The 16965-nt window shown below is 64.5% G+C and carries 10 protein-coding genes and 4 tRNA genes; 11 read left to right on the top strand and 3 right to left on the bottom strand.

The features are described from left to right. The first annotated feature begins 206 nt into the window (after window positions 1-206). The 5 genes from zwf (at window position 207) to XBLMG947_RS17240 (ending at window position 6076) form a co-directional block, all read left to right on the top strand. Window positions 207-1637, top strand: a complete 1431-nt coding sequence (gene zwf, locus XBLMG947_RS17260) for a glucose-6-phosphate dehydrogenase (protein WP_065469840.1) — start codon at window positions 207-209, stop codon at window positions 1635-1637. Next, entirely contained in the window at window positions 1634-2641 is a 1008-nt protein-coding gene (gene glk, locus XBLMG947_RS17255; protein ID WP_065469839.1) for a glucokinase, read from the top strand. The genes zwf and glk overlap by 4 nt, the downstream gene beginning before the upstream one ends. Continuing rightward, window positions 2638-3357, top strand: a complete 720-nt coding sequence (pgl, locus tag XBLMG947_RS17250; RefSeq protein WP_065469838.1) for a 6-phosphogluconolactonase — start codon at window positions 2638-2640, stop codon at window positions 3355-3357. The genes glk and pgl overlap by 4 nt, the downstream gene beginning before the upstream one ends. Before the next feature lie 89 nt (window positions 3358-3446). Beyond that, window positions 3447-5363, top strand: coding sequence for a phosphogluconate dehydratase (edd, locus tag XBLMG947_RS17245; RefSeq protein WP_065469837.1), 1917 nt, complete (start codon window positions 3447-3449; stop codon window positions 5361-5363). 53 nt (window positions 5364-5416) lie between these two features. Continuing rightward, a complete protein-coding gene (locus tag XBLMG947_RS17240; RefSeq protein ID WP_065469836.1) occupies window positions 5417-6076 on the top strand; it encodes a bifunctional 4-hydroxy-2-oxoglutarate aldolase/2-dehydro-3-deoxy-phosphogluconate aldolase in 660 nt (219 codons plus the stop codon). 834 nt (window positions 6077-6910) lie between these two features. Here the strand turns inward: XBLMG947_RS17240 and XBLMG947_RS17235 are convergent. From XBLMG947_RS17235 to XBLMG947_RS17225, 3 genes are read right to left on the bottom strand one after another with little or no spacing between them, the layout of a single operon-like run. Then, window positions 6911-9997 (bottom strand): efflux RND transporter permease subunit, encoded by a 3087-nt coding sequence (locus XBLMG947_RS17235; protein WP_065469835.1) that lies wholly within the window; start codon window positions 9995-9997, stop codon window positions 6911-6913. Then, entirely contained in the window at window positions 9994-13503 is a 3510-nt protein-coding gene (locus tag XBLMG947_RS17230; protein WP_065469834.1) for an efflux RND transporter permease subunit, read from the bottom strand. Before XBLMG947_RS17230 ends, XBLMG947_RS17235 begins: the two co-directional genes overlap by 4 nt. Next, window positions 13500-14630: an efflux RND transporter periplasmic adaptor subunit gene (locus XBLMG947_RS17225; RefSeq protein WP_065469833.1), complete on the bottom strand. Its 1131-nt coding sequence runs from the start codon at window positions 14628-14630 to the stop codon at window positions 13500-13502. Before XBLMG947_RS17225 ends, XBLMG947_RS17230 begins: the two co-directional genes overlap by 4 nt. A 204-nt stretch (window positions 14631-14834) precedes the next feature. Between XBLMG947_RS17225 and XBLMG947_RS17220 the strand changes: the two genes are divergently transcribed. From XBLMG947_RS17220 to XBLMG947_RS17195, 6 genes are all read left to right on the top strand, one after another. Next, window positions 14835-15236: a c-type cytochrome gene (locus XBLMG947_RS17220; protein WP_065469832.1), complete on the top strand. Its 402-nt coding sequence runs from the start codon at window positions 14835-14837 to the stop codon at window positions 15234-15236. Window positions 15237-15244: 8 nt separating this feature from the next. Next, complete coding sequence (locus XBLMG947_RS17215; RefSeq protein WP_065469831.1) at window positions 15245-15706, top strand: c-type cytochrome; 462 nt, start codon at window positions 15245-15247, stop codon at window positions 15704-15706. Between the two features lie 92 nt (window positions 15707-15798). Beyond that, a tRNA-Ala gene (locus tag XBLMG947_RS17210) sits at window positions 15799-15874 on the top strand. Between the two features lie 47 nt (window positions 15875-15921). Continuing rightward, window positions 15922-15997 (top strand) — tRNA-Glu (locus XBLMG947_RS17205). A 742-nt stretch (window positions 15998-16739) separates the two neighbouring features. Continuing rightward, a tRNA-Ala gene (locus XBLMG947_RS17200) sits at window positions 16740-16815 on the top strand. A 47-nt stretch (window positions 16816-16862) separates the two neighbouring features. Then, window positions 16863-16938, top strand: a tRNA-Glu gene (locus XBLMG947_RS17195). Window positions 16939-16965 lie beyond the last annotated feature (27 nt).

Genomic DNA, 16965 nt, shown 5'->3' with positions numbered 1-16965 from the left:
TGCCCTCACCCAGGTGCAGTTATTCCGCCTCGGCGCTAACCGCTGATCGCCAGTTGCTGCAACAATCGGGGATTGGGCGTCAGCGTCCACTCCCCGCTGCGCGCACGCAAGTGTCGCTCAGGAACAGACGTACCGACCGCCGGCCGTCCGGCGCCTTTACCGACAAGCTGCTGATAACGATGTCTCCAGAATCTGAAACGCGGTCCATGCATAACACCCTGATCCTGTTTGGCGCCACCGGCGATCTTGCCCAGCGCTATCTCTTTCCTTCCCTGCTGCGTCTATTCATCGACGGTCTGCTGCCGGAGGACTTCCGCATCCGTGCGCTGGCGCTGTCGCCGCACGACACCGATGCGTTCCGCGAGGTGCTGCGCCCCCGCCTGACCGAAGCGCTGCCGATCGCCGCGCCCGAGCAGATCCAGGCGCTGCTGCAGCGGGTCGACTACCGTTCGGTCGATCTGCGCGACGCCGAATCGGTGGCCAATGCAGTCCGCGAGCTGTCCAGCCGCCGGTGCGTGAGCTATCTGGCGATCCCGCCGGGCCTGTACATCAGCACCTGCCAGGGCCTGGCCCTGGGTGGCGCGCTGGCGGCACCGCATCGTTTGATGCTGGAAAAGCCGATCGGCCACGACTCGGACAGCGCCCGCGAAATCCTGCAGTCGATCGGCGCGCTGATCGACGAAGACCGCGTGTTCCGCCTGGACCACTACCTGGGCAAGGCGGCAGTGCAGAACCTGATCGCGCTGCGCTTCGGCAATACGCTGCTGGAGGCGGTCTGGAACCGGACCTATATCGAGTCGGTGCAGATCCTGGTTGCCGAAAGCGAAGGGGTGGATGGGCGCGATGCCTACTACGCCCGCTCCGGCGCGCTGCGCGATATGGTGCAGAGCCATATCCTGCAGCTGTTGTGCCTGGTGGCGATGGAACCGCCGGCCTCGCTGGAAGCCGACCGCATCCGCGACGAGAAGGTCAAGGTGTTACGTGCGCTGCGTCCGATGACCGCCGACCATGCCGCCCACGACAGTGTGCGCGGCCGCTACACCGCCGGCAGCATCAACGGCCAGCCGGCGCAGGCCTACCACCCGCCGGAAGGCAGCGACGTGGAAACCTTCGTCGCGGTGACCGCGCATATCGACAACTGGCGCTGGGCCGGGGTGCCGTTCCACCTGTGCACCGGCAAGCGCCTGGCCGAGCGCTCCACCCGCATCGTGGTGACGCTCAAGCCGGTGACGCATTGGCTGTTCGAACGTCCGGACCGGCAGAACGCGGAGCCTAACCGCCTGACCTTCCAGTTGCAGCCGCAGGAAAACATCGAACTGGGCCTGATGAGCAGTCTCGCCGGCCCGGAATGGGGCGCGATCGAACTGCAGCCGCTGGAACTGGAATTGTCGGTCCCCACTGGCCTGCACCGTCGCATCGCCTATGAGCGCCTGTTCGCGGACGCCTTCAACGGCAACCCGGCGCTGTTCGTGCGCGATGACGAGGTCAAGGCGGCGTGGTCGTGGATCGACAGCGTCAGCGACGCCTGGAAAGACGCTGCGCTGCCACTGCAGCCCTACCCGGCCGGCAGTTGGGGTCCCGAATCGGCCACCCACTTCCTGCCCCCGGCCACCGACGCACAGGGACACACCGCATGACCGCTCCTTCCAAGCCGGTGCTGGTTGCCGATATCGGCGGAACCAATGCGCGCTTTGCACTGGCCGATGTCGACGCTTCGGTGCCATTGCTGGATGACACCTCGCGCGAATTCGCAGTGGTGGACTTCGGTTCGCTCGGCGAAGCCGCACGCTATTACCTCGACCAGATCGGCGTGCAGGCCACCCAGGGCGTGTTCGCCGTGGCCGGCCGTGTGGATGGCGACGAGGCGCGCATCACCAACCACCCGTGGGTGATCTCGCGTTCGCGCACCGCCAGCATGCTGGGTTTCAGCACCCTGCATCTGATCAACGATTTTGCCGCGCAGGCCATGGCGATCAGCCTGCTGCGTCCGCAGGACGTGGTGCAGGTGGGCGGTGCCAGCTGGCGCCCGGCACCGATCGATCAACCGCGCAACTACGGTGTGATCGGCCCCGGCACCGGCCTGGGCGTGGGTGGCCTGATCATCCGCAACGGGCGCTGCTTTCCGCTGGAAACCGAAGGCGGCCACGTCAGCTTTCCGCCCGGCACGCCGGAAGAAATCCGCATCCTGGAAATCCTCTCCGAACAGTTCGGCCGGGTCTCCAATGAGCGCCTGATATGTGGGCCGGGCCTGGTCAATATCCATCGCGCGCTCAGCGAAATCGCTGGCGTCGATCCGGGGCCGCTGCAACCCAAGGACATCACCGCACGCGCGGCCGCGGGCGATCCGCGCTCATCGCGCACCATCGACCTGTTCTGCGCCATCTTCGGTGCGATCGCCGGCGACATGGTGCTGATGCAGGGCGCCTGGGACGGCGTGTTCCTCACCGGTGGGCTGGTGCCCAAGGTGCTCGATTCGCTGCAGCACTCCGGATTTCGCCAGCGCTTCGAACACAAGGGCCGTTTCTCCGCGATCATGTCGCGCGTGCCATCGCTGGCGGTCATGCACCCGCATGCCGGCCTGCTCGGCGCCGCCGCATATGCGGTGGATGCGCAGCGTCAGCATCCGGGAGAGCAGCGATGAACCTGCAGGACAACCCGCGCATCACCCTGGTGCGCTACGACGACCCGGCCGAGTGGACCGAGGCGGTGGCCAGCGAAATGACCGACCTGCTGGAACAGGAAATCTCGCGTCGCGGCCAGGCACGCATGCTGTTGTCCGGCGGTACCACGCCAGCGCCGGTATACGAGTCCCTCGCCCACCGGCCGTTGGACTGGTCGCGTGTGGAAGTGGGCCTGGTCGATGAGCGCTGGCTGTCGCCGCAAGATCAGGACAGCAATGCCTGGCTGGTGAATCACAGCTTCCTGACCCACGCGCCGGCTGCCACCTTCATTCCGTTGGTGCGTCCTGGCAAGCAACTGCCCGAATGCGTGCACACCGCCAATCTGCAGGCCAAGCATGCCGAACCGGCCTGTCTTGCAGTGCTGGGCATGGGCGGCGACGGGCATACCGCTTCGTTGTTCCCGGGTGCCACCGACCTGCCCAAGGCGCTCACCAGCCCGCAGCCGTATGCGTCGCTGGACGCGACCGGCTGCCCCGGTTCGAATCAATGGCCGCTACGCATCACGCTGACCCCCGTAGGGCTAGCCAGCATCCCGACGCGTTTGCTGCTATTGCGTGGCAAGCAGAAGCTGGAAGTGCTGCAGGCCGCGCTGGCCGGCGACAACATCAACGAATATCCCATCCGCGTCGCGCTGCAGCCGCCTGGGCCGCGACTGCGGGTGCATTGGTGTCCCTGAGTGCGAGTCCCTCGCAAAAGCCCGCACATCCATGTGCAGGGATTTAAAAAAAAGCGCTTTCCCCCCCCGTTTCTCATAGCCGGTAGCCAATGAGCCTGCATCCGAACATCCAAGCTGTCACCGACCGTATTCGCAAGCGCAGCGCCCCCTCGCGCGCGGCGTATCTGGCCGGTCTCGATGCCGCCCTGCGTGAAGGGCCGTTCCGTAGTCGTCTGAGCTGCGGCAATCTTGCGCACGGCTTCGCGGCCTCCGAGCCAACCGACAAAACGCGTCTGCGCGGTGCGGCCACGCCGAACCTGGGCATCATCACCTCCTACAACGACATGCTGTCGGCGCATCAGCCGTTCGAGCATTACCCGCAGCTGATCCGCGACACTGCGCGCACGCTCGGCGCCACTGCGCAGGTGGCAGGTGGCGTGCCGGCGATGTGCGACGGCGTGACCCAGGGCCGTGCCGGCATGGAGCTGTCGCTGTTCTCGCGCGACAACATTGCCCAGGCCGCCGCCATTGGTCTGAGCCACGACATGTTCGACAGCGTGGTGTACCTGGGCGTGTGCGACAAGATCGTGCCGGGCCTGCTGATCGGCGCGCTGGCGTTCGGTCATCTGCCGGCGATCTTCATGCCGGCCGGCCCGATGACGCCCGGCATTCCGAACAAGCAAAAAGCAGAAGTACGCGAACGCTACGCCGCTGGCGAAGCCACGCGCGCCGAGCTGCTGGAAGCCGAAGCGTCGTCCTACCATTCGCCGGGCACCTGCACCTTCTACGGCACGGCGAACTCCAACCAGGTGTTGCTCGAAGCGATGGGCGTGCAGCTGCCGGGCGCCTCGTTCGTCAATCCGGAGCTACCGTTGCGCGATGCACTGACTCGCGAAGGCACTGCGCGTGCATTGGCGATCTCCGCGCTGGGCGATGATTTCCGCCCGTTCGGTCGTCTGATCGACGAGCGTGCCATCGTCAATGCGGTGGTTGCACTGATGGCCACCGGCGGCTCGACCAACCACACCATTCACTGGATCGCCGTGGCGCGTGCGGCTGGCATCGTGCTGACCTGGGACGACATGGATCTGATCTCGCAGACCGTGCCGCTGCTGACGCGCATCTACCCGAATGGCGAGGCCGACGTGAACCGCTTCCAGGCTGCGGGCGGCACCGCATTCGTGTTCCGCGAGTTGATGGATGCCGGTTATATGCACGAGGACCTGCCCACCGTCGTCGAAGGCGGCATGCGTGCCTATGTCAATGAGCCGCGCCTGCAGGACGGCAAGGTAACCTACGTGCCCGGCACTGCGAGCACCGCCGACGACAGCGTCGCGCGTCCGGTCAGCGACGCCTTCGAATCGCAGGGCGGACTGCGTCTGCTGCGCGGCAACCTTGGCCGCTCGCTGATCAAGCTGTCGGCGGTCAAACCGCAGCACCGCAAGATCGAGGCGCCTGCGGTGGTGATCGACACCCCGCAGGTGCTCAACAAGCTGCATGCCGCCGGCGTACTGCCGCACGATTTCGTGGTGGTGCTGCGCTACCAGGGCCCGCGCGCCAACGGCATGCCGGAGCTGCATTCGATGGCGCCGCTGCTCGGCCTGCTGCAGAACCAGGGCCGGCGCGTGGCGCTGGTCACCGACGGCCGGCTGTCCGGTGCCTCGGGCAAGTTCCCCGCCGCGATCCACATGACGCCGGAAGCCGCACGCGGCGGCCCGATCGGGCGCGTCCGCGAAGGCGACATCGTGCGCCTGGACGGCGAAGCCGGCACCCTGGAAGTGCTGGTCTCGGCCGAAGAATGGGCCTCGCGCGAGGTGGCGCCGAACACTGCGCTGGCCGGCAATGATCTGGGCCGCAACCTGTTCGCCATCAATCGCCAAGTGGTCGGCCCGGCCGACCAGGGTGCGATTTCGATTTCCTGCGGTCCGACCCATCAGGACGGTGCGCTGTGGAGCTACGACGCCGAGTACGAACTCGGTGCCGATGCGGCCGCTGCCGCTGCGCCGCACGAGTCCAAGGACGCCTGATTCCCCTTCCCTCTCTGCGACCGCTCCGGCGGCCGCCGCCACCCGGAGTTGCAATGACGATTGCCCAGACCCAGAACACTGCCGAACACTTGCTGCGCGACGCCGGCATCCTGCCGGTGGTGACCGTGGACACGCTGGACCAGGCGCGCCGCGTCGCCGATGCGCTGCTCGAAGGCGGCCTGCCCGCGATCGAGCTGACCCTGCGTACGCCGGTGGCGATCGAGGCGCTGGCGATGCTCAAGCGCGAACTGCCCAACATCGTGATCGGCGCCGGCACCGTGCTGAGCGAACTGCAGCTGCGCCAGTCGGTGGATGCCGGTGCGGATTTCCTGGTCACTCCAGGCACGCCCGCGCCGCTGGCACGCCTGTTGGCCGACGCCCCGATTCCCGCCGTACCTGGCGCAGCAACCCCAACCGAACTGCTGACCCTGATGGGCCTGGGCTTCCGCGTGTGCAAGCTGTTCCCGGCCACCGCCGTGGGTGGCCTGCAAATGCTCAAAGGGCTCGCCGGCCCGCTGTCCGAGCTCAAGCTCTGCCCCACCGGCGGCATCAGCGAAGCCAACGCGGCCGAGTTCCTGTCGCAGCCGAATGTGGTCTGCATCGGCGGTTCGTGGATGGTGCCCAAGGATTGGCTGACCCAAGGCCATTGGGACAAGGTCAAGGAAAGCTCGGCCAAGGCGGCGGCGATCGTGCGGCAGGTGCGGGCGGGTTGATTCTCCGGCCGGCGTATCCAGCGGCTTGGAAGCCAGGTTGCTGGGAAAGCTGGAGAGCTGAGGAAATCTGATCAGCTGGCACTTTGGTTTTGAATGAGGAACGCCGGGTTTGCTGGCGCTTTGCTTTTGGTCGAGGAAAGATTGCTGGCGGGCGCCTTTGTTTCATGCGTGGGAGCGGGCCGCGGGCGCCGGGGCAGGACACGCCGTGAACCCATCCATGGGGGCTCTTACACGCGCCTTGTCGTGTAAGGTCCTGCCCCGGCGCCCGCGGACCACTCTTCGAATGTTCCTGTGTTGGCGGAACGGAGAGCAGCGATTGCCGCAGGGCATGCTCGACCTGGATTTTGATCGTTGCCTCGGCTGTTGAGGCAGGAGCCTCTTCGCGTCCCTCTTGAAGGCGGCGGATTAGGAGCGGCTGAAAAAACCGCGCGCTTCTAAGTAGTTGGCTTCAGGCCGGTTTGTCTGAGAGCTACGAAGTCGAAGGTCCAGAAGACGTGCAGCGAACTTGGCGGATGATTGGCACGTACCAAAGTCGAACACTGAATCAACTGCTGTTTTTTCTCACTCAACGTCGCGATAACGACTCGCCGAGGCGGCAGCGTGGCCGGGGATTGGCGGAGAGCGGCACATGGATGTGCCGCGCCGAAGAGCCGATGCCCGGCCGCGCCGCCGCCTGCCGTCGAAGTCAGCACCCCAAAGCGCTGGTCCCTTTGGCGGGTGGTGTTCCGGTTCTCACGCCATCCGATGAAATCGCACCCTCACCCCAACCCATCTTCCGACGGGAGAGGGGCTTGATGCGCCCTACGTTGTCTACGGCACTACACAGTGCGTTGCTCAGGACTCCAACGCAGCGTTCGTAGGCAGTGCCTTCGGCACACCGCGCGCGCGTCGCACCAGTGCCGCTGCGCCGTTGCTCATGTCATCGAGAATCGCGTAGATCGTCGGCAGGAACAGCAGGCTCACCACCGTCGAAAACGCCAGGCCACCCGCGATGGCGCGCGCCATCGGGAAGTACGGCGGGCCGTCGCTGAACATCGTGGTGCTGGTCAGCGAGATCGGCACCATCGCCAGGATCGCGGTGCCCATCGTCATCATGATGGGCCGCAAACGCTCGCGGGAGCCTTCCACCAGCGCCTGGGTCCGGCCCATGCCGCGGCGACGCAAATTGTTGATGTGCTCGATCATCACGATGCCGTTGTTCACCACTACGCCCATCAGCACCAGGATGCCGATGAAGGACATGATGCCGAACGAGGTGCCGGTGATCCAGAACAGCCAGAACACCCCGAAGATCGAAAACAGCACCCCGCTCATGATCGCTGCCGGGAACAGCAACGATTCGAATACCGCCGCCATCACCACGTAGATCATCACCAACGCGATCACCAGGTTGAACACCATCTGGCCCATCGCTTCGCCATCGTTCTGGTAGTCGCCGCCATCGAAGGTATAGCTGTAACCGGCCGGGAAGCTCATGGCCTTGAGCGGCGTTTCCATCGCCGCGCGCGCTTCCGGTACGGTGACTTTTTCGGCCAGATTGGCCTTGATGGTCAGCGTGGTCTGGCGGTTGGTACGCCCGATCTGGGTGGCGGCTGGACGGATCTGCACGTCCACCAGACTCAGCAACGGCACGCTGCGGCCATCCTTGGTGCGCACGGTGAAGCTGGCCAGGTCTTCGGGCTTGCTTTGCTCGGCGCCGGCAAACCGCACCCACACCGGCACCTCGTTGTCGCCGCGGCGGAACTCGCGCAGCGGCGTACCGCGCAATGCCAGGCCCACGAAACTTGCCACCTGCTCCGCACTGAAACCGAAGGCAGCTGCGCGCTCGCGGTCCACGCGGATCGCCAACTCGCTGGTGCGATCGCCGGTATCCACGTGCACGTCGCGCAATTCCTTGCGTTGCGCCAGCAGCGGAATTACGTCATCGGCCAGCGACTTGAGTGCCTCGGTCGAGTCGCCGACCAACTGCACCTGCACGCCTTGGTTGCCCTTCCCGCCATCGCCCTGATTGCCGATGCTGTAATCGGCACGCGCAGAGCGCGGCAGCTCCATGCGGATTTTTTCCAGCAACGGCGGCAGATCCTTGACTTTGCTGGCATCGAAGGTCACCACCGTACTGCTGCCTTCCGCCTCACTGAACCACGAATAGATCTGCGCGATGTGATACTTGGCGCGATTGGCTTGGAGATAGTTTTCGACGCGGCCGATCTCTTCGCCCAACTGCTCGCGGGTGTAGGAACCTTTCCATTGATACTGGATAAAGGCCTCGTTGCCACCGTCGCCACCGAACATGTCGACCTTGGTCAGCTTCATCGGCACCAGGCTGATCGCGCTGACCAGAATGATCCCGGTCACGCTCCAGCCGCGATGGGCAAGCGTCCACGCCAGCACCGTGGCGTAACGGCGCTGCAGCCGTGCGATCACACCGCGCTCGGAGGTCACCATCGGCGGCGTCTTCATGCGCGCGGACAACATCGGGATCAGGCTGATCGCCACCAGCCATGAAGCCAGCAAGGACACCCAAATGGTGATCGCAATCTGCGCCATGAAAATGCTGATGTTGTTGGTTTCGCCAAACAAATTCGGCACGAAGACGATGCAGTGACACAGCGTGCCGGCGCTGAGCGCGATCGCCACGCTGCGGGTGCCCAGCAAGGCCGCCAGTTGTGGCCGATCCGGCATGCGCTCACGTTCCTGGTAGATGCTTTCCACCACCACCACCGCGTTGTCCACCAGCATGCCGACCGCAAGCAGCAAGCCCATCATCGTCAGGATATTGAGTGTGACGCCGACGAAATACATGAAGCCCAGCGTGATCGCAAAGCAGATCGGAATCGCCAGCGTCACCATCAACGTCGATGGCCAATGTCGCAGGAAGAAGAACAACACCGTGATCGACAGCAACAGACCCACCGCGCCGGCCTCGGCCAGTTCGGCCAGCGACGAAGTCACCGCCTTGCCCTGGTTGTCGATCACCTTGACCTGCACATCGCGCATCGACGGTTGGGCGCGGATGTCTTCGACCTCTTTCAATGCCGCCTTCGACACTTCCACCAGGTTGGCGCTGCGCTCCTTGTAGACATCCAGACCGATCGCCGGGCGCCCATCCAGGCGCCTCCCGTAATTCATGCGCGTCGGCTTGAGCCGCACCTCGGCGATATCGCCCAGCCGCACGCCTTTGGGATTGAGCACCAACTCGCGCAATTCCTGCAGGTCGCGCAGTTCGCCGATCGGCTGCACGCGGATGCGCTGACCGTTGTCGTCGATCTGGCCCGCAGACACCGAGAAATTGAGCTTACCCAGGCGTTCGCTCAAGTCGTTGAGGCTGAGGTCGTGCGCGGTCAGTCGATCGGGCGCGATGGCGATCTCGACTTCGTTCGGCGGTGCACCGGAAATCTCCACCTTGGCCACGCCGGGGATGCGCTCGATGCGCCGCTTGAACTCGCGATCGAGCATGTCGTAGGCGCCGGTCAGGTCGGTCTGACTCGCCAGGCGCACCTTGAGCACCGGCTCGTCGCTGCTGGACCATTTAAAAACATGAAAGCGCTGCAGATCCTCGGGGAAATCGTCGCGTACCGCATCCAGCCGCTCGCGCGCATCGGATGCGGCGATGGCGATATCGCGATCCCAGTCGGAGAATTCGATAAAGATGTTCGCGCCGTCGGCGGTGGCGGTCGAGCGCATGCGCTTGATCCCGGTCATCGTCGCCAGCGCTTCCTCGGCTGGACGCACCAGGTTGCGCTCCACCTCGTCCGGCGTGGAGCCGGTGTACGGCAATTGCACAAACAGAAACGGTGCAGAGATGTCCGGCAATGCCTCCAATGGCAGCCGGAACGCCGCGATCAGGCCTACCACCACCAGCGATACGAAGCACATGATGGTGGTCACCGGGCGACGGATGCTGAAAGCGGCAACGCTCATAGCGCCTCCAGCCCGTCGGTGTTCTCGCGCACCTGTGTCTGCTGCCGCGCCATGCGCCGGCCGCGCTCAAAGTAGTACGCGTCCGCACGGCGATCCAGCAAGTCGTACACCACCGGAATCACCAGCAGCGTCAGCAGCGTGGACACCAGCAAGCCGCCGATCACGGTGATCGCCATCGGTGCGCGCACCTCCGCGCCCTCGCCCATCGCCACCGCCAGCGGCAGGAAGCCGAACAAGGTGCACAGTGTGGTCATGATGATCGGCCGCAGGCGCGAGCGTGCGCCCTCGATCAGTGCATCGCGCTTGGGTACGCCCTCTTCGCGCAGCTGGTTGACCTTGTCGATCAGGATGATCGCGTTCTTGGTCACCAGGCCTACCAACAGGATCAAGCCGATGAACACCACCACCGACACCGGCTTGCCGGTCATCAACAGCGCCAGCACCGCACCCACCATCGCCAGCGGAATGGTGAACAAAATAACGAACGGATGCAGCAGCGATTCGAACTGCGAGGCCATCACCAGATAGACCAGAAAGATCGCCAGCCCGAATGCGAACAGCAGCGACTTCACCGATTGCGCCAACTCCTCGCCCTGCCCGCCGATATGCATGCCCACGCCCGCAGCGAGCGGATCCTTACGCACCATCGTCTCCACTTCGCGCACCGCAGCGCCCAGGTCGATGTCCTTGAGGCTGGCCGACACGATCGCCACGCGGGTCTGATCGGCGCGGTGGATCTCGCTCGGACCGGTCGTCGCAAGCACCTCGGCTACCGCAGCTAGCCGCACGGGACGATTGCTACCCGGATTGACGATCAGTTGACGAATTGCCTCCACGCTGGCGCGATCGCTCTGCTGCGCACGCACCAGCACATCGATCTTGCGATCGCGGAAGCTGTAGCGCGTGGCCACATCGCCACGCACCTTTTTGACGATCACATCGGCAATCTGACGTGTGGTCATGCCAAGCGCACCGGCGCGCTCCTGGTCGAAACGAATCTGGATTTCCGGAAAGCCTTCTTCCACCGTCGATTTGACGTCGGCGTAGTGGCCATTGGCACGCAGCATCGCCGCCAACTTCTGCCCGGCACGTTCCAGTTCGCCCAGATCCTGGCCACGCAGTTCCACTTCCAGCGGCGTCGAAAAGCTGAACAACGCCGGCCGAGCGAAATCCACCTGCGCGCCCGGATGCACGGCCATGCTGCTGCGCAGCCGTTCGGTCGCCGCCGCCTCCACTTCCGGGCTGCCACCGCCGGCCATCACCACGGTGAGCTTGCCGATGTTCTCGCCGCTTTCGGTGGGGTTGGCATCCAGCCGCGTGCCGCTGCCGCTGACGCCATACAGCGAGGCCACACCCGAGTCCCTGTCGTGCGCCAGCTGCAACTCGCGCACCAGCGCATCGGTCTGCGCCAGCGGCGTGCCCGAAGGCAGCTTCACCGTCATTTCGAAGCGGTCCTGCGCCAGCTGCGGAATCAGATCCGCGCCCAGCATCGGCACCAGAACGACGGTGCAGATGAACGCTGCCGCCGCCAATCCCAGCACCAGCCCCGGACGCCGCAATGCCGCCGGCAGCATCGCCAGATAGCCACGCTCGGCGCGGCCATAGGGCGCCATCGCCAGGTCGCTCGCCTTGCGCATCACCGGCCCCACCACCTTGCTCATCCCGCGCCACAGCTTCACCACCGCCCACGCCGCAGCGAAGAACGCATAGCGCGCGCTCGCACCCGCACCGCGCCGCCCGGCAGCCACTGGCTTGAGCCAGCGCTGCTCGGGCTGCCAATCCGGATGGCGGCTGGGCTCATCCGGGAACGCCATCGGCGGCGCGCCCTTGAGCGAGCTCAGCATCGGAATCAGCGTCATCGACACCACCAGCGAGATCGCGATCGCAATCGCCACCGTCAATGCCTGGTCGCGGAACAACTGCCCGGCGATGCCCTCGACGAACACCAACGGCAGGAAGACCGCAATCGTGGTCAGCGTGGACGCCATTACCGCCATGCTCACCTCGCGGGTGCCGGCAATCGCCGCATCCAGCACGCTCAAGTCGCGCTCGCGCGCCTTGGCGATGCTCTCCAGCACCACGATGGAATCGTCCACCACCAGGCCGGTGGCCAACGCCAGCCCGCCCAGCGACATCACGTTGAGGCTCAGTCCCAGCTGGCCCATGAAGAAGAACGTGGTAATGATCGACACCGGCAACGACAGGCTGATCACGAACGTGCTCCAGCCATCGCGCAGGAACAAGAAGATGATCAAGATCGCCAGCACGCCGCCGATCACCGCATCCTTCTTGACGTCGCTGATCGCGTGCTCGATGAAGTGCGATTGATCCTCGATGGTGGTGATCGCCACATCGCCCGGCACCGTCGCCTTCAGTTGCTCCAGGCGCTTGCGCAGCGCCGCGGCGGTGGACACGGTATTGGCATCGCCTTCCTTGTAGATCGCCAGCTCCACCGCTTCCTTGCCGCCCAACCGGATGATGGCCTCGCGGTCCTTGTAGCCCTGCCGCACCTGCGCCACGTCCTTCAGCCGCACCGGCATGCCACCGGCGATGCTGCTGCTGGACGACGACGAGGTACTCTGCACTTCGGCCGCCGCCGCCAGCGCCGCCTGCGAACCGGTGGACGCGGCAATCGCATACATCTGCTGCATCGCTGCATCGGCAGCGCTGCTACTGCTGCTCTGGGTGGTGACCAGCATGTTGCGGATCTCGTCCAGATCCACGAACTGGTTGACCGTGCGCACCAGATACCGCTGCGAGCCTTCTTCCAGCCGCCCGCCGGAAATATTGACGTTCTCTTCCTTGAGCCGGGTGATCACGTTATCGATGGGCAGATTGAGCTGCGCCAGTTTCTGCTGATCGATATCGACCTGGATTTCGTCTTCCAGACCGCCGCCTACCTTGACCGCGGCCACACCGGCCACCGGTTCGAGCTTCTTTTTCAGGTCTTCGTCGGCATAGCGGCGCAGGCCGGTGAGCTGGCGGATCGCGTCGGTATCCGAGGCCGGCGCCTGCTTGGGCGACAACGCAAGCCGCATGATCGGCTCGGTGGACGGGTTGAAACGCAGCAGCACCGGCGGCTTGGTTTCCAGCGGCAGCGACAGCGCTTCCATCTTGTCGCGCACCTCCAGGCTGGCCTGGTCCATGTTGGTGCCCCAGGCAAATTCCAGCACCACATCGCTCTGCCCGGTACGCGAGATCGACTTGAGCTTGCGCAGGTTCTTGACCACGCCCACGGCTTCTTCCACCGGCTCGGTGACCAGCGTCTCGATTTCCGCCGGCGCCGCACCGGTGTATTCGGTGCGCACGGTGAGCGTGGGATAGCTCAGATCAGGGAGCAGATTGACCTTGAGACTGCGCAGTGCGATCAGGCCGAACAGCAGCATGGTCACGGTGATCATGGCGATGGTCACCCGTCGACGCGTGGCGAAGGCCACCAGCCCGCCGCCAGGCGATGGTGCATGCGGGTCGTGCACGGGGCCGTGCGGGTTGCCGTGGTCACTCATGCGTGCGTCTCATCGCGTGCAGCAGCCGGAACAGCGGCGACCGGCTTGCGATCCGGCTGGCCGATCACCTGCACCGTAGTGCCGTCGCGCAACGCCACCTTGCCTGCTGTCACCACCTGATCGCCTTCCTTCAGGCCCTGCCGCACTTCCAGCCAAGGGCCTTCCGCATAGCCCAGCTTCACCGGCACGCGGCTGGCCTTGCCATTGCGCACCACGAACACGGCCGGTTCGCCATCGTCCAGCAACGCCAGGCGCGGAATCACCAGGGCGTCCTTGCGCTGGTCGTAATCGATGCGGATGCGCCCGAACATGCCCGGCTGCAGCGACTCGGCGCCCTTGCCGAAGGCACACACCACGCGGAACGTTCCGCTTCCCGAATCCACTACCGGCGCAATCCGGTCCACCTTGCCCACGAACTGCTGGCCCGGCAGCGCATCGGCCAGCAAGGTCACCGGCTGGCCGGATTTGAGCGTGGCCAGTTCGCGCTCGGGCACGTTGAGCGTGGCCTCCAGCTGCGAGTCGTCGACGATGCGAAAGATCGGCGTATTGATCTGCACGAAGTTGCCGGTCTTGATCGAACGCGAGGCGATCACGCCGGAAATCGGTGCCTGCACCGTGGTGTAGGACAGTTCCAGCGATGCCAGCCGATGCTGCGCACGGCTGTTTTCTACGTCGAACTTGAGCTGGTCTACATCGGCTGCGCTCACCAGCTGCTGGCCCACCAGTGGGGTGGCGCGGCGATAGCTGTTTTCCAGCTTGCGCAACTGCGCTTCGCTCTGCGCCACGGCCAGATGTGCACGGTCCGGGTCCAGCCGCACCAGCGCCTGGCCGGCCGACACCTTCTGGCCTTCTTCCACCATCACCGCCAGTGCCACGCCGGACGTCTTGGCCACTACCTGCGCTTCGGCACGCGGCTCCAGCGCTGCGGTGCCGGTGTAACTGGCGGCCACCGCACGGCGCGCGGCCTTGGCAATTTCCACCGGCACGGCATCGGCAGCCTTCTTGTCCTCGGCAGCCTTCGCTTCGCCCTCTCCTGCCTTGCAACCGCCCAACAGCAGGCACGTGGTGATCAACAGCGCCGCGGCGCGCGTTCCGCTGCAGCGGTGCAAGGATGAGAGTGGCGACATCGTCGTGTCCTAGTGGATGCGTTAACAGGTGTTGTAGGCAAGTAAATCACCAGGATGCGCATGTCGCCAATGCGCCAAAGGTCATGGTCTGTTCAACTTCGCGTATTCACCCCGTTTGCGCCGCGCCAAATCGCAGGCATACTCGGTCGGGTTCCGTGACGCCCCCACGTGCGGACGCTCAATCAGTCTTCCGGATACGAAACCATGCGCCCGCAGCCGCTCGCCGCTTGTCTCGCTCTGGTCGTCTTCCTGCCGTTTGGGGGCGCATCAGCGACACCGTCAGTCACACCGGCCACGCCGACACCTGCCACCACGGCAGCACCGGCCACCGCCGCAGCGGCGCCAGCCACCCCGACCGGCAATCCAGCCAATGGCCGTCTGCTCGCCTACACCTGCCAGGGCTGTCACGGCGTCACCGGCTACAAGAACGCCTACCCCAGCTATCGCGTGCCCAAGATCGGCGGCCAGACCAGTCAGTACCTGACCCAGGCGTTGACCGAATACCGCCAGGGCAAGCGCAAACATCCGACCATGCAGGCGCAGGCACAGAGCTTCTCCGAGCAGGACATCGCCGACATCTCCGCCTTCCTGTCCACCCTCAAGTAAGCGCCCACATGCCGAACGCCCTGCACGCTCCGCGTCTAGCCATCGCCCTGGTCGTTGCCTTGACGATGGCGGCCTGTTCCCAATCCCAGGTGGAATCTACCGACCACTCCGCCGGCGATGCCGGCCACGCCAGCGGCGAGCACGGCTCCGGTTCGTCGGCAGGCCTGCCCACCGGGCGCGCCGACTCCGGCGACAAACTTGCGCATGCCAAGGGCAAGACCACCGGCCAGAGTTGCGTGGACTGCCATGGTGCAGACGGCAATGCGCCGATCGATCCCAGCTATCCCAAACTCGGCGGCCAATACGGCGACTACCTGGCGCATGCGCTGCAGGCGTACCGCAGCGGCGATCGTCAGCATCCATTGATGACTGCGCAGGCAACCGCATTGAGCGATCAGGACATCGCCGACCTGGCTGCGTATTTCGGCGCACGTCAGACGCAGTTGCGCGATCTGCATGGCGTCAACTGACGACAATGCGATTGCTGCGCGAGTCTCATTCGGAATGAAAAAGCGCTTGCGCGAACATTAACAGGTCGCTATCATTTCGTTCTCAGTTTCGTGGGGCCATAGCTCAGCTGGGAGAGCGCCTGCATGGCATGCAGGAGGTCGGCGGTTCGATCCCGCCTGGCTCCACCATCTCAGACATTAGGCCGTCTGAAATGACAACTCAGGTTTTGATCTGCGTCCCCATCGTCTAGAGGCCTAGGACACCACCCTTTCACGGTGGACACCGGGGTTCGAATCCCCGTGGGGACGCCAATCATCCAAAAGCCCCGGCTCTGCCGGGGCTTTTTTTCGCCTGTTTTCTAGGCGGAACTGGATGCAATGCCCATGATCCGTGTTCGGTTCATGGGCATGATGCGGCGGATGGAGAGCCGAACCCTTCCTCGGGCAGCGCAGCGTCTGGTGCGGGCATCGACGCATGCCCATGTCTGCGCGCATCGTCACTACACTAAAGATCGCAAGCTCCATTCAAGACGCGCGACTTTGCAGCATCATTCAAACGCATGAACGCTCGCACGCCAGCACTTTTTCGCTTCCGTCGATGTGTTCCTGCCTAGCGTCGCAACTGCCACGCTACCAGCCACGTCGCAAACGATTGCCCCGCTGGGAACACAACCTGCGCAATGGCTATGCTGCGCGAATGCTCTCGATGACAGCGAGTGCACAACGCGAGGTCCATTGCCTCGTGCAAACAAGATGGAGGGATGCAACGCACTGACCGGCGGACCGGTCGCGGCGCTCAACATCAAGAACTGTCGAAGATAAGCAGACACTGCCGTTGAAGCATCGAATGCGCCGATAGCACCGACACCTGGGTTCACTGCGCAACGAACACTGAGAAACTTAGGAGTGCTTGACGCACGCCAGGCGCACGCTTCTGTGGAAAGATTGACGCACTCTGCGCATGGGCCTTGGCAGCCCTCTCAGTACAACTTTTTGCGAAGAACACTTCCCATGGGGTGGAGATACCGCTATGATTTCCGGCTAGCAACAACGCGGGGCCATAGCTCAGCTGGGAGAGCGCCTGCATGGCATGCAGGAGGTCGGCGGTTCGATCCCGCCTGGCTCCACCACTTCAGGCATTAGGCCGTCTGAAATGGACAACGAGGTTTTGATACGCGTCCCCATCGTCTAGAGGCCTAGGACACCACCCTTTCACGGTGGACACCGGGGTTCGAATCCCCGTGGGGACGCCAATCATCCAAAAGCCCTGGCACTGCCAG

The sequence above is a fragment of the Xanthomonas bromi genome (genome assembly GCF_900092025.1).
Classification (GTDB): domain Bacteria; phylum Pseudomonadota; class Gammaproteobacteria; order Xanthomonadales; family Xanthomonadaceae; genus Xanthomonas; species Xanthomonas bromi.
Note: the sequence above shows the minus strand (reverse complement) of the source record. Positions and strands in the feature narration are given on the sequence as shown.

Bases quoted from the DNA above. Each gene is read 5' to 3' on its own strand.
- zwf (WP_065469840.1), top strand. From the start codon at position 207: ATGCATAACACCCTGATCCTGTTTGGCGCCACCGGCGATCTTGCCCAG.
- glk (WP_065469839.1), top strand. From the start codon at position 1,634: ATGACCGCTCCTTCCAAGCCGGTGCTGGTTGCCGATATCGGCGGAACC.
- pgl (WP_065469838.1), top strand. From the start codon at position 2,638: ATGAACCTGCAGGACAACCCGCGCATCACCCTGGTGCGCTACGACGAC.
- edd (WP_065469837.1), top strand. From the start codon at position 3,447: ATGAGCCTGCATCCGAACATCCAAGCTGTCACCGACCGTATTCGCAAG.
- XBLMG947_RS17240 (WP_065469836.1), top strand. From the start codon at position 5,417: ATGACGATTGCCCAGACCCAGAACACTGCCGAACACTTGCTGCGCGAC.
- XBLMG947_RS17235 (WP_065469835.1), bottom strand. From the start codon at position 9,997: ATGAGCGTTGCCGCTTTCAGCATCCGTCGCCCGGTGACCACCATCATG.
- XBLMG947_RS17230 (WP_065469834.1), bottom strand. From the start codon at position 13,503: ATGAGTGACCACGGCAACCCGCACGGCCCCGTGCACGACCCGCATGCA.
- XBLMG947_RS17225 (WP_065469833.1), bottom strand. From the start codon at position 14,630: ATGTCGCCACTCTCATCCTTGCACCGCTGCAGCGGAACGCGCGCCGCG.
- XBLMG947_RS17220 (WP_065469832.1), top strand. From the start codon at position 14,835: ATGCGCCCGCAGCCGCTCGCCGCTTGTCTCGCTCTGGTCGTCTTCCTG.
- XBLMG947_RS17215 (WP_065469831.1), top strand. From the start codon at position 15,245: ATGCCGAACGCCCTGCACGCTCCGCGTCTAGCCATCGCCCTGGTCGTT.